Origin of the sequence: Streptomyces sp. NBC_01498 (assembly GCF_036327775.1) — a bacterium.
In the GTDB taxonomy this organism is placed as follows: Bacteria; Actinomycetota; Actinomycetes; order Streptomycetales; family Streptomycetaceae; genus Streptomyces.
In genome coordinates, this window is the sequence record NZ_CP109598.1 from 7,013,998 (window position 1) to 7,027,223 (window position 13,226).

Sequence of the window (13,226 nt, forward strand, 5' to 3'; positions counted from 1 at the left end):
CCGGCTGGGGCGGTCGCTCGGTCACAGCATCAGCTCCGATCGGCGGCGGGGGTTGATCCGCTCGCGCCAGGCTCCGGCGAGTCCGGCGACGGCGAGGGTGGGGACAATGATGAACAGGCCGGGGAAGAGGGTCGGCCACCACTGGCCGGCGAGCAGCGAGCCGCGCGCGCTCTGGATGAGTGTGCCGAGGCTCGCGGTGTGGGTGGGCAGTCCGAGCCCGAGGAAGGACAGGGCCGACTCGTGCCAGATGGCGTGCGGCACCATCAGCACGGCGGCCAGGGTGGCCTGCGGGAACACACCGGGCAGCAGGTGCCGTACGGCGACCCGCCACCGGGACGCGCCGCCGGAGACGGCCGCGTCGATGTACGGCCGGGAGCGCAGGGAGAGGACTTCGGCGCGCACGATCCGGGCGGTGGACAGCCAGTGGGTGACCGCGACGGACACCACCACGGGCCAGACCCCCGGCCGGAACATCGCGACGATGAAGACGCCCAGCAGCAGGTGCGGTACGGAGGCGAGGGCGTCGACCACCCGCATCAGACCCCGGTCGGCCCAGCCGCCCAGGGCGCCGGCGGCGGCCCCCACGGCGGTCCCGATCAGCGTCGCCGTGAGCGCGGCGACCAGGCCGACGAGCAGCGAGACGCGCAACCCGTACACGCAGCGCAGCAGCAGGTCCCGGCCGACATCGTCGGTGCCGAACGGGTGCGCCCAGGAGGGCGGTTGAAGCTTGGCCGCCAGGTCGACGGCCTGCTGGTCGAGCTGCGCGAAGGGTGGAACGAGCAGGACGGCGAGCGCGATCACCGTCACCAGGACGGCCGAGGCGCGTACCCGAAGGGCGCGGGTGGAGACGCGGTTCGGGCCTGCGGCACGCCAGACGGTCCGTGTCGCGGGCGCGGCCTCGGTCTCAGTCACGGGAGTCACATGTCACCCAGTTTCACTCTCGGGTCGAACAGTCCGTAGAGGAGGTCGGCGAGCAGGTTGCCCGCCAGGACGGCGGCGGTGGCCAGCGTGGTCAGTGCGGCGAGCAGCGGGAAGTCGACCGCGGTGGCCGCTTCGACGGTGGCCGCCGCGATGCCCGGCCAGCTGAAGACCGTTTCCACCAGCAGGGCGCCGGTGATGAGTTCGGGGACGCGGGAGCCGATCAGCGTGAGGACCGGCAGGAGCCCTGAGCGCAGGGCGTGGCCGAGCAGGACGGTGCGCTCGCCCAGTCCCCGGGCGCGGGCGCCTCGTACGGGATCCTCCGCCAGCGCGTCGCCGACCCCCTGCCGTACGTAGAGGGCGAACCAGGGGAGTTGGGAGAGGGCCAGCACCCCGGCGGGCAGGATCAGATGGTGCGTCACCTGCCCGGGGTGACCTGCTCGCTCGCGGTGTCGGTGAGGCCGCCTGCCGGGAGCACGTCCCACTGGAGCGCGAACAGCCAGACGGCGAGCAGCGCGACCCAGAAGACCGGCGCCGCCTCCAGGACGTACGCCAGCGAGCTGACGATCCTGTCCCCCCACGATCCGGGACGGCGGGCGGCCAGCACCCCCAGCACCGTGCCGGCCAGCACGGCGACCACGAACGCGACGGTGCACAACAGCACTGACCAGACGAGGCGTTCGCCGATCACCTGGGTCACGGGCTGGCGCAGCACGCTGGAGTGGCCGAGGTCGCCGCCGAGGGCGGAGGTCAGCCAGTCCCACCACCGCGCGGTGAAGGGCCGGTCGACGCCGAGGTTGTCCCGCAGCCGGTCCAGGGTCTCCTGGTCGGCGCCGAGCGCGGCGGTGCCCGCGTACGCCTTGACGGGGTCGAAGGGGGACGCGGCGGCGATCGCGAAGACGCCGAAGGTGACGACGAGGAGAACGGGGAGGGCGAACACGGCCCGGCGTCCCGCCAGACGTGCCATTCCTCCCCAGGGCAGAGGCGTCACTTCTTGGGCTGCCAGTCCTCGATGTTCCACCACGGGCCGCTGGAGAAGCCGTGTTCGTGTGGTTCGAGCTGTGTGGTCAGGCCCTCCCAGCGGTCCGTGAGGACGTAGAGGTGGTTGATGTGGGTGAGGAAGGTGTAACCGGGGTCAGTCACCAGCTCGCGCTGGAGCCCTTCGTAAGCCACCTCGCGCTGCGCCGGGTCCTGGGTGCGGCGGCCGGTGTCCAGGGCCTCGTCCACGGCCGGGTTGCGGTAGCCGCCCATGTTGTTGAAGCCGTCGTTCGCGAGGGAGGAGTACAGCAGTGTGTACAGGCCGAAGTCGGGGTCGCCCGTGCTGCCGTTGCCGGCGAGGACCGCGTCGGTCTTCATCCGCGGCTCGATGACCTCCCACGTGCCGCTCTCCACCGTCACCTCGATGCCGGCCTTCTTGGCGTCGGAGGCGTACGCCAGCGCGTGGTCCTGGCGGACCTTGTCACCCGACGGGTAGAACAGCGTGAACGCGGCCCGCAGCCCGCCCTTGGCACGAATGCCGCCGTCGCCGGCCTTCCAGCCCGCCCCGTCCAGGATCCGCTGGGCCTTGTCGAGATCCTGGGGGCGCTCGATCCCCTGGGCATACCAAGGGTCGTCGGCGGGCAGCGGCCCGTACGCCGGTGTGCCCGCGCCGTCGAGAATCTTGTCGACCATCGCCTCGCGGTCCACGGCGGCGTCGAGCGCCTGCCGGATCGCCCGGTCACCGGTGACCTTGTTGCCGGTCGGCAGGGTGACCGTCCGGAAGTCGTACGACTTGGCCTCGTACGTCTTCATGCCGTCGTCGCTCCTGAAGGTGGCGGCGAGGCTGGGCGGGAGGATCGCGCCGTCGAGATCGCCGGCACGCAGCCGGGTGGCGCGTACGTTGTCGTCCGCGACGACCGCCGTGGTGAAGGTCTTCACCTGCGGCGTGCCGCCCCAGTGGTCCGGGTTGGCCTTGAAGGTGAGCTTCTCGCCCTTGCTCCAGGCGGAGAGGACGTACGGCCCGGTGCCTACCGGCTCGGTGTTGAAGGAACCGGTGTTGGGGTCCTGCCCGCCGGCGACGTGCTCGGGGACCACGGGCATCACCGTGCGCGCGGCGAAGGGCGCGTAAGGGTACTTGAGCGTGAAGACGACCTTGTCGCCGCCGTCGGCCCGGACGTCCTTGATGGCGTCCAGTTCGGTGCGGTGGGCGTTGTTGGTCTTCGCGTCCAGGACGGTCTTGTAGGTGAAGACGACATCGGCGGGGGTGAGGGGTTCGCCGTCGCTGAACTTCACACCCTTGCGAAGGGTGTACGTGTAGCGCAGCCCGTCGTCGGCGACCTCGGGAAGCGCCGTCGCGAGAGCCGGCTTGAGTTTCAGGTCGACGTCCCGGGCGAGCAGGCCGTCGAAGAGCTTGGAGTTGCCGTCCTTGCCGTAGCCGAGCAGCGGACTGAGCGTCTCCGGCTCGGAGGCCACCCCGATGACGACGGATGCGGCAGCGCCGCCGCCCTCGCTGCCGTCGCTGGGCGCGGAGCAGGCGGCGGCACCGGCCGCCGTCACCATCGCCGCCGCGAGGGCGGCACTTCGTATTCGACGGGTCATCACGAACTCCACACTCGTATCGCTACCGATTCGTTGTTGCACATTATGTGCAGCAAAGCGCGTGCGGGTACACCTGGGATATCGGGCAGGGGAGATGAACCCCGCGAACAAGAAAGCCGCGAGGGGAGTGGCCGTGACGAAGCTGCCGCCCCCTGGTTGCACGGCCCCACGGCCCTCCGAGGGGTCGTACGGCCTCTGGTTCTGCGGGCCGCGCATCCACGGCAAAGGTGTCACTCGCCCGGTCACCGTCACCTCCGAGGATCTGCTGCGGCGTGAGCTGATCGAGCGGGAGACCACGTTGAGGTGCTTGTCGAACGAGGTGGACGGGCCTTGCGTCGGCGACGCGCGGGGGCGCGGTGGACAACTGGCCGATCCGCCGGCGGAAGCGGGTGTCAGGCCGTCGTCCAGGGGCGGCCCTGCCGACCGGCTCGTCTCGCGCTCCGTGGACGGCATGACGCTCGGCACCCCGGTCGAGGACGTGATGGACGGGCGCGAAGCGATGCCGGCGGTGGGCATGAACGGGCAGCCGCCGCCCTTCAACCACGGCTTCCCCGTGCGGATGCTCGTGCCGGGACTGTACGGATACGTTTCGGCGCGCAAGTGGATTCAGGACATCGAGCTGACCACGTTCACGGACGTCGAGTCGTACTGGGTCAAACGCACCTGGGCGCGCAAGGCGCCGGTCAAGACGCAGCGCCGCATCGACAGCCGACGTCCGTCCGTCGTCCTCACCGTCGGCTGAACCGGCGAGCCCGAGTGATGGTGTGTCACCCACCCGCTGCTCAGACAGGAGTTGAAGGCGGTCGGCGGGTTGTGGCCCTATTGGGTGCGCGACGGTCCGCAAGTGCCTGTTCGTGCCGTCACCCAGGGGATGCTGCGACCGGTCGCCTTCGCCAGCTCCCGGAAGGTGGCGCCCTCCTTCCGCCGCTCGCGCAGCCAGGACGCGATGTCCGGAGTGCCGACCCGTTGGGCGGCTTTCCGGTCGTTGAGCAGGGCTCGGGCGCGGCGTCCGGCGGCGGAGTTCTGTCCGGTGGACCGGATCGCGATGCCGTGTTCGGCCAGCAGTCGCCGTACTCGGCCCCGGCCGATGGAGAGGGCGCGTGCGGTGTCATCGATGCTGTGCTGGCTGGTGACGTAGAGCGCGTGCAGCGCTTGGCCGAGGTCCCCGAAGCCGCCGGCTCGCAGGGCAGTGGCCAGCCGGGCGTCCGCGGCCGAGGCGCGGGTGCCCCGGCCTGCCGTGAGGGAGTCCTGCTGGGTCTGTCGCAGCTGAGGCGGATCCGGCCTTCCCCGATCCGCGTCCCTGCGTTTGCGGGACAGTTCCCCGGAGCGGGCCATGTCCTGGCCTGCCGACAGGTGACCCCGGGCTTCCTCGGAGGCCGCGTAGATCGCCACGTGGGCGCGGGACTGCTCCTGTGAAAGGGACCTGGCGCTCAGTGGCTTGGTCCTCAGCAGCCCGAACTCCTGACGGTATTCGGCTGCGGTCATCCGGTGGACACGTACATGGGCGCCGAGCGAGCGGAAGGCGCGTCCGCAGACGTGGCACACGACGGTGTCGGTGTCCTCATCGCGGATCAGCTGCCCGTAGTGGGAATGCCGGGCCCCCTGTACGACGTCCTGAGATCCGTTGAATCGGCTCACGGTTGTTCTTCTTCGAGTTCGGTCCGAGGTCAGGTGGTGTGCAGCGAGGCGAGGAGGCCGGGCAGGCGGTCGGCGGGCACGCTGCCCTGGGCCGGTTGCCGGGCGCCGCCGCCCTCGCCGCACGGGAGGCTTCTGAAGCGCGCCCGACAGCCCCGGGCCGGTCTCGTCGCACGGGGGTTCAATGCCGAGCACCACCGGAGCCTTCACCAGCCCGACCTTTCTGCACATGAATCTTAATTGCAACCTATACGCAATAAGAATGGAGCGGGGTGCGGTGCGGTCGACGGAGATCAGCGCGCCATCCTGCGGAGGCCCTGTGCGGACATCGATGACCCACGCGTGAGACCGATCGTCAGGCGGCGCAACTGGCGGTCGCAGGGCGCCGTGGTGGGTCTCCTGAACGCGATGAGCCCTGAACTGGAGCAGACCGCAGGCCGGGTGGCGAATATCGCCGTCTGCCACACCGACGACTGGGGTGGCACGAGTCTCATCGACCACCGAAAGGGACGGATGAGCTGGAGAGGGTGCGCACGCCCGCGGTTGGGCCCTGGAAGACACCCGCCGACGGACACCCTCGGTGAGCGGGTGGGCGACTCCGTGATCATCTCTTCGCGGTTCTGCGGAGACTCCGTGACAGGCGGACCGGGCGGGGCCGCGCAGACGCGACGGCCCCTTCTCGGTCACCTCTACAGCACCACCGCGCCGAGGGCGAGGACGAAGGCGAGCGCGGTGAGGCCCTGTACCAGGGTGGCGGCGGTGTGGGCGCGGTAGGCGGTCTTCACGTCCATGCCGGAGAACTGGGAGACGACCCAGAAGTACGAGTCGTTGACGTGGCTGACGACCATGGCACCGGCGCCGATGGCGAGCACGGCCATGACTTGGCCGATGGGTATGGAGCCGAGACTTCCGTCGAGGCCGAGGGCGGGCAGGAGGGGTTGCGCGAGGGTGGAGGTGATGATGAGTGCGGCGGTGGTGCTGCCCTGAGCCGTTTTGAGGAGCGCGGAGAGTCCGAAGAGGACCAGGAGCGCGGTGACTCCGTTCACGGCCGAGCCGTCGCCGATGAGCGAGGCGATGTAGTCGGCGATCGGGGTGCCCTTGATGACGGCGCCGAACGCACCGCCGGCGCCGGTGATGACGAGGATGGGGGCGGCGTCTGCCAGCCCTTCGGCGACCCAGGTGGTCAGCGCCGTGGCATCGCGCTTGGGCGGCAGCAGGCCGAGTGCCAGCAGTACGCCGATGAGCAGGGCGTTCACCGGGCTGCCGAGATCGGTGAGGAGAGTGCCGAATGCCCCGTCGACGAGGGTGCCGCCGCCGTCGGCCGGGAAGGCCGCGACGGAGCCGATCGCCATCAGAACAATGGGGACCAGGATCGGTGCCAGCGCGCGGCCGATGGAGGGCAGCCGGTCGAACTGGGCCTTGTACTCCTCGAAGGTCTGCTGGGCGTCCGGGAGCTTGCTTTCGAGGTCACCGGTGCGGCGCAGGGCCCAGAAGAGACCGGCGCCGGCCGCCGCGAGGGAGACGGGAATGCTGAAGAGGATGACCCAGATCAGTCCTTCGGAGCCGATGCCGACGTTGCCCGCGGCGGCGATCGGTCCGGGCGTGGGCGGGACGAAGGTGTGGGACGCGTAGAGACCGGTGGCGAGTGCGGTGCCGAGGACGACGGGGTTCTTGCCTGTCTTTCGGGCGATGGAGCGCTGGAGCGGGGAGAGCACCACGTAACCGGAGTCGCAGAAGACCGGTACGGAGACGACCCAGCCCATGAGGGACATGGCGAGGGCGGGGTGCCGCTTGCCGACGACCTTCAGCACGGCTTCGGCGAGGGTGACGGCCGCACCGGTCCGTTCCAGGACCTTGCCGATGATCGTGCCGAAGAGGATCACCAGGCCGATGCTGATGAGGATGGAGCCGAAGCCCTCGGCGATTGTTCCGGCGAGGTTGTCGACGAACTTGCGGTCGGAGCCGGTGGCGGCTCCGATGCCCATCGCCAGGAGTCCGAAGACGTAGGTGGACAGGACGATGGCGAGGAAGGGGTGCAGACGGAAGCGTCCGCACAGAAGGATGATCAGCCCGATGCTTGCCGCGAGGGCGGCGAGCAGAGCGGGACCGGCGGTGCTCATGGGAACGGAACTCCTAGCGAGGTGCGGCACGGGTGTGCCCTGGGGGTGCGGTGAGCGTGGGAAGTCTGAGGGGACGCGCGGGCGGGTGGCGGGTGCCCGGGGCGGTCAGCCGAGGCGGAGCCGGAGCGTCTGCTCCGCGGCGTGGGCCAGCAGTTCGGCGGCCGAGGTGGTCATGGCGTCGAGGGTGCGGGGGCCGTCCGCGATGCTGAGCCCGGCGGTGAGGCCCAGCGCGTACAGGTCGTCCAGCGGTGCGACGGTCTGGCCGGCGAGGGCCACGACGGGGATGTCCTGTTCGGCGGCGAGCCGGGCGACATGGGAGACGACCTTGCCGTCGGCGCTCTGCCGGTCGAGCCGTCCCTCGCCCGTGAGGACCAGGTCCGCGCCGGTCAGCGCGTCGGCCAGTCCCACACTCCGGGCGACCAGCTCACAGCCGGGCTCGGCGGTGGCGTCCAGCGCGGCGAGCATGCCGCCACAGGTGCCGCCGGCCGCTCCGGCGCCGGGAAGATGGTGCACCGGGGTACCGAAGGCGCCGGCGAATACGTCCGCCAGTCGGGCCAGACCCCGGTCGAGGAGTGCGATCTCGTCAGGGCCGGCGCCCTTCTGGGGGCCGAAGACCGCAGCGGCTCCCCGGGCGCCGACGAGGGGGTTCGTGACGTCGCACGCGATGTGGAAGCGTGTGGCGTGGACCTCGGGGAGTACGTGGGTGAAGTCCACTCGCTCCAGGTCGGCCAGCGCGCCCCCGCCGGGTGGGAGTTCGGCCCCGGAGGCGTCCAGGAACAGGGCACCCAGCGCGCGCAGCAGTCCCGTACCCCCGTCGGTGGAGGCACTGCCCCCCACACAGACAAGCACGGAACGGGCTCCCCGGCGGATGGCGTCCGCGATGAGCTGGCCCGTGCCGTGGGTGTCGGCACGCAGGGGCGCCAGGTCAGTCGGATCGATCAGCGTAAGACCGGACGCGGAGGCGAGTTCGACCACCGCGGAGGTGGCGTCGGCGGCGAGCAGGTACCGGGCGGTCACCGGCCTGCCGAGGGGGTCGGTGACATCGAGGGATATCTCCTGGCCTCCGGTGGCTGCGCCGACGCAGTCCAGCGTCCCCTCGCCGCCGTCGGCCATGGGCACGCTCAGGACCTCGGCGTCGGGCACCGCGCGGAGGACACCGGTCTTCATCGCGGCGCAGACCGCGGTGGCGCTCAGGCTGCCCTTGAAGGAGTCGGGGGCAAGGACAACACGCACAGAAAGTAACCATTTCGGAAGGAGATTCGCTTTGCCCGGCGCTTGTTGAGCCGTATCGGCACTGTAGGTGCACGCTTTCATTCCCGAACATTGGTTCGGTGAACGGATTTGTACCCTGGTCTCGATCCCGATTTTGTGCACGGCGCACAACTCGCGTCCGAGCGACCACGGGCCGGGCAGGACCCGCTCAGCCGTCCCGCCTCAGCTGTCCTCGACGAGGTACAGCGCCGCCTGGAGCACCACGGCGTCCTGGAAGACCCGGGGGTCCCGGCCCGTCAGCTCGGTGATCCGCCCCAGCCGGTACGCCAGGGTGTTGCGGTGCACCCTCAGCCGCTCGGCGGACTCGGCGGCGGAGCAGTTGTGCGCGAAGTAGACACCCAAGGTCCGGCGGTACTCGGCCGGAAGGCGCCCCAGCACCCGCTGTGCCGTCGCGTTCCGGATCTCCGGGGTGAGTCGGGCCAGCAGCACGGGAAGTTCGAGATCGGCGAGCCGTACGGACCCCGCGAGTCGGCGCCGTATCGCCAGGTTTGCCCGTTCCGCCTGCTCCAGCAGATCGGCGAAGCCCCTGGTCGGACCGGCGTCGAGTACGTCCGCGTTCGTGTCACTGAGCCGGGTCAGCCGGTCGCGCAGCGCGGCGGACGCGATGCCACCGACCACGATCCACACCGTGCCGGTTCCGTCCCGGGCGATCAGCGCGGACCCCTCGTCGATCTCCAGCGCGCGGTACCATCCACGCGGCCCGGCTTCCGGCGCCGGAGCGGAGGACCGCACGGCGAACAGCGCGTACGGGGGATCGACCCGGCAACCGCCCAACTGCTGCCCCTGCACCCAGGCTTCCTCACGCAGTTGCCCCGCGAGCAGATCCAGCATCACTTGCCGCCGCACCTGGTGGCGCCAGTCGGACTCGCCCGCGAAGGTCTCGCGCATCACCATGAGTTCGGCCAGCCGGGCGACCGCTCGCGCGATCTCCCCCACCGACTCCGGCGCGCCCCGTACCCCGACGACCCCGACAAGCCGGCCGTCCACACGCAGCGGAAGGTTCACCCCCGCCCGGGTCCCGCCGAGCGCATGCGCCGCTTCCTCCGTCAGGGACAGTGGCTCACCCGTCCGCAGCACCCGCACGGCCCCCTCGTGCACACGGCCCAGCCGGCTGCGGTCACTGCTGGCGACGATCACCCCACGCTCGTCCATGATGTTCACCGGGACCCCGAGACGGGCCACGACATCATCGACGATCGACTGGGCGACGGATTCCGAGAGCACCCCCGGAATATAGTCGCGTGCCCGAATCACCCCCGAACGTCACCCCACACCACATCCCACGTCAGCCGACCCTCAAGGTTTCGTCGCGGAATCTGTCAGCTTCCCGGCCGGACCACCGTTGCGACTGCCTCCATGGAGCCGCTGTGGCGGAAGCGCAGCGTGAACTTCACCGCGTCACCCTCCCGCCGGCGAGTGCCGCCCTTCAATGTGACCATCACGTCGAAGTCGGAGTCGAAGTCGAAGGGCGACATGGTCAGGGTCGAACCCGCTTTCACGATCGCCGCTTCGGTCACGGCCGTGGCACCACGCCACGTTCCTGGCGGAAGCGCGGGACCACGCCAACCACCTGATCGAGACCTCCATGCGGCGGTGGGAGGAGGAGTCCACGGACGACACGGAGGCCGCGTCAGGGGCATCCTGGCCCGGAAATGCCCCGCAACCGCTGGTCAGAGCTGGGACAGCGGTGGGAGACAGGGGAGTGAGGGAACTTTCAACTCGCGGCCCAGGTGTGTACGGACCAGGGCACCTGACGGGCATCCGCCCAGGTCAGGCGCCCCTTCTTGGTGCCTAGAAGAAGCCCAGCTTCTTCGGTGAGTACGAGACCAGGAGATTCTTCGTCTGCTGGTAGTGCTCCAGCATCATCCGGTGGTTCTCGCGCCCGATGCCCGACTGCTTGTAGCCGCCGAACGCCGCGTGGGCCGGGTAGGTGTGGTAGCAGTTCGTCCAGACCCGGCCCGCCTGGATCGCGCGGCCCGCGCGGTACGCCGTGTTCATGTCGCGGGTCCAGACGCCCGCGCCGAGGCCGTACAGTGTGTCGTTGGCCGTCTTGATCGCGTCGTCGAAGTCGCTGAAGGACGTCACCGCGAGGACCGGGCCGAAGATCTCCTCCTGGAAGACCCGCATCCTGTTGTCGCCCTCGAAGATCGTGGGCTCGACGTAGTAGCCGCCGGACAGTTCGCCCTCGTGCTCGATCCGCCGACCGCCCGTCAGGATCTTCGCGCCTTCCTGAAGGCCGATGTCCAGATACGAAAGGATCTTCTGGAGCTGGTCGTTGGACGCCTGGGCACCGATCATCGTGTCCGTGTCCAGCGGGTGGCCCGGGACGATCGCCTCGGTGCGGGCGATGCCCGCCTCCAGGAACTCGCTGTAGTGACCGCGCTGGATCAGCGCGCGGGACGGGCACGTGCACACCTCACCCTGGTTGAGGGCGAACATGGTGAAGCCCTCCAGCGCCTTGTCACGGAAGTCGTCGTCGGCCGACCAGATGTCGTCGAAGAAGATGTTCGGGCTCTTGCCGCCCAGCTCCAGCGTGACGGGTTTGATGTTCTCCGAGGCGTACTGCATGATCAGCCGCCCCGTGGTGGTCTCGCCCGTGAACGCCACCTTCGCCACCCGCGCGCTGGACGCGAGCGGCTTGCCCGCCTCGGCGCCGAAACCGTTGACGATGTTCACCACCCCCGGCGGCAGCAGATCGGCGACCAGGCTCATCCAGAGATGGATCGAGGCGGGGGTCTGCTCGGCCGGTTTGATGACCACGGCGTTGCCCGCCGCCAGCGCGGGCGCCAGCTTCCAGGTCGCCATCAGGAGCGGGAAGTTCCACGGGATGATCTGCGCGACCACGCCCAGCGGCTCGTGGAAGTGGTACGCGACGGTGTCGTCGTCGAGTTCGCTCAGCGTGCCCTCCTGGGCCCGGAGCGCGCCGGCGAAGTAGCGGAAGTGGTCGATGGCGAGCGGGATGTCGGCGGCCAGGGTCTCGCGTACCGGTTTGCCGTTCTCCCAGGTCTCCGCGACGGCCAGTTCCTCCAGGTGCGCCTCCATACGGTCGGCGATCTTGTGGAGGATGCCCGCGCGGGTCTCCGCCGAGGTCCTGCCCCAGGCCGGAGCGGCTCCGTGGGCCGCGTCCAGCGCGCGCTCCACGTCGTCGGCGGTGCCGCGCGCGACCTCGGTGAAGGGGCGGCCGTTGACCGGGCTCGGGTTCTCGAAGTACCGGCCCCGGGCGGGCGGGACGTACTCGCCACCGATCCAGTGGTCGTAGCGGGACTCGTACGAGACGATCGCGCCCTCGGTGCCCGGCGCTGCGTATCGGGTCATCTCTGTGGCCTCCCGGTGAGGGTGCCGCCCGCCTTTGGGCGGCGCTCGTCGCGAGGCTAGGAGCGGGGACGTTGCGACCAGGTTGCGTCCCTGCCCCGCTGGGTCAGGACCGCTGCCAGGCGTCGAGTTCGCGTACGCGCGCGAGGGCGGCGGGCCGCTGTCGGGCGGGAAGCGCGTCGGCCAGCGCGCACCAGACGGCGAGGTCGTCCTCGGCCCAGGGGCTGTACGCCCAGTCCGCCAGCAGCGCCGGATCACCCCGGGCGATCAGCGCGGCCCGGAGCTGGTCGGCGAGCCTGCGGCGCAGCCGTACGACGGCGGGGGACAGGGAGGAGGGCAGCAGCGGTCCCGCGTACGCGCCCATGGCACCGGTGACCGCCCCGGACGCCAGCCGCCTGCCGACGGTGTCGAAGTCCGTGTCCACGACGGCGGTGAGCCGGTACGGCCGCGAACGCAGGAGGTCGGGACCGAGCAGACCGCGCAGCCGGAACAGTTCCGCCCGCAGCGTGACGGGCGGGACGGACTCGTCCTCGTACAGCTCCCTCAGCAGTTCGTCGCCGCAGACGCCCTCCGGGCGGTGCGCGAGGACGGTCAGGATCTCGCTGTGGCGGCGGCTCAGCCGGGTCCTGCGGCCGTCCACGACGAGCAGGGCCTCGTCGCGCCCCAGGGCGGACAGTTGTACGGTGCCGGGTTCCGGCGGCGGTGCCAGCAGGGCGAGTTGCGACTCCGCGGCCCTGGCGACGGCGCCCACGAACGCCAGGCTGTGCGGGTGCGCCAGCCGGTCGCCGCCGGTGATGTCCACGGCGCCGAGCAGCCGCCCGGTACGCGGGTCGTGCAGCGGCGCGGCGGCGCAGGTCCACGGGTGCGCGGGGCGCAGGAAGTGCTCGGCGGCGAACACCTGGACGGGCCGGTCGACGGCGAGGGCGGTACCGGGGGCGTTGGTGCCCACCACGGGCTCCGACCAGCGGGCACCGGGAACGAAGTTCATGCCGCCCGCCCGAGCCCGGGTCGCGGCGGGGCCCTCGACCCACAGGAGACGTCCGTGCGCGTCGCACACGGCGATCAGATGCTCGCCGTCGGACGCGTACGCGCCCATCAGCTCGCGGAAGAGCGGCATCACACGCGCCAGGGGATGGGCGTCCCGGTAGGCACCGAGGTCGTCGTCGGACAGCTCGACGCGGGCGGTTCCCTCGGGGCGGACCCGCGCGCGGGCGGAGCGCTGCCAGGAGTCGGCCACCACGGCGCGTACGGGCCGCTCGACCCGGCCGGCGGTCGCGAACGACTCGTACGCGCGACCCAGCGCCCCGCGCCGCTCCGCCGGATCGGCTCCTTCTGCCAGGGCCACCCACGTGTCGGTCAACTCGGCCTCCCGAGGCCACTACTGCACCGGCC

General features: G+C 70.7%; 9 protein-coding genes and 2 pseudogenes. 1 reads left to right on the forward strand and 10 read right to left on the reverse strand.

Annotation, left to right across the window (positions count from 1 at the left end; translation table 11 throughout):
* Nucleotides 1-21: 21 nt before the first annotated feature.
* The 3 genes and pseudogenes from OG875_RS29825 to OG875_RS29835 form a co-directional block, all read right to left on the reverse strand.
* Complete coding sequence (locus OG875_RS29825; protein WP_330177341.1) at nt 22-912, reverse strand: ABC transporter permease; 891 nt, start codon at nt 910-912, stop codon at nt 22-24.
* A gap of 5 nt (nt 913-917) precedes the next feature.
* Nucleotides 918-1,885, reverse strand: a pseudogene (locus OG875_RS29830) (ABC transporter permease).
* A gap of 20 nt (nt 1,886-1,905) precedes the next feature.
* Complete coding sequence (locus OG875_RS29835; RefSeq protein ID WP_330177342.1) at nt 1,906-3,495, reverse strand: ABC transporter substrate-binding protein; 1,590 nt, start codon at nt 3,493-3,495, stop codon at nt 1,906-1,908.
* 211 nt (nt 3,496-3,706) lie between these two features.
* Here OG875_RS29835 and OG875_RS29840 point away from each other — a divergent pair.
* A pseudogene (locus OG875_RS29840) lies at nt 3,707-4,213 on the forward strand (molybdopterin-dependent oxidoreductase); the annotation flags it as partial.
* Nucleotides 4,214-4,314: 101 nt separating this feature from the next.
* Here OG875_RS29840 and OG875_RS29845 read toward each other — a convergent pair.
* From OG875_RS29845 to OG875_RS29875, 7 genes are all read right to left on the reverse strand, one after another.
* The gene (locus OG875_RS29845) at nt 4,315-5,133 is read right to left on the reverse strand and encodes a MucR family transcriptional regulator (RefSeq protein WP_330177343.1); all 819 of its coding nucleotides are present in this window, start codon (nt 5,131-5,133) and stop codon (nt 4,315-4,317) included.
* Between the two features lie 686 nt (nt 5,134-5,819).
* On the reverse strand, nt 5,820-7,250 hold the full coding sequence (locus OG875_RS29850; protein ID WP_330177344.1) for a GntP family permease: 1,431 nt from the start codon (nt 7,248-7,250) through the stop codon (nt 5,820-5,822).
* A 105-nt stretch (nt 7,251-7,355) separates the two neighbouring features.
* Nucleotides 7,356-8,483, reverse strand: a complete 1,128-nt coding sequence (locus tag OG875_RS29855; protein WP_330177345.1) for a glycerate kinase — start codon at nt 8,481-8,483, stop codon at nt 7,356-7,358.
* Between the two features lie 201 nt (nt 8,484-8,684).
* The gene (locus OG875_RS29860) at nt 8,685-9,746 is read right to left on the reverse strand and encodes a CdaR family transcriptional regulator (RefSeq protein ID WP_330177346.1); all 1,062 of its coding nucleotides are present in this window, start codon (nt 9,744-9,746) and stop codon (nt 8,685-8,687) included.
* 95 nt (nt 9,747-9,841) lie between these two features.
* Nucleotides 9,842-10,039: a hypothetical protein gene (locus OG875_RS29865; RefSeq protein WP_330177347.1), complete on the reverse strand. Its 198-nt coding sequence runs from the start codon at nt 10,037-10,039 to the stop codon at nt 9,842-9,844.
* 274 nt (nt 10,040-10,313) lie between these two features.
* Nucleotides 10,314-11,837, reverse strand: a complete 1,524-nt coding sequence (gene exaC / locus OG875_RS29870; RefSeq protein ID WP_330177348.1) for an acetaldehyde dehydrogenase ExaC — start codon at nt 11,835-11,837, stop codon at nt 10,314-10,316.
* Nucleotides 11,838-11,940: 103 nt separating this feature from the next.
* The gene (locus OG875_RS29875) at nt 11,941-13,194 is read right to left on the reverse strand and encodes a GAF domain-containing protein (protein WP_330177349.1); all 1,254 of its coding nucleotides are present in this window, start codon (nt 13,192-13,194) and stop codon (nt 11,941-11,943) included.
* Between the last annotated feature and the right edge of the window lie 32 nt (nt 13,195-13,226).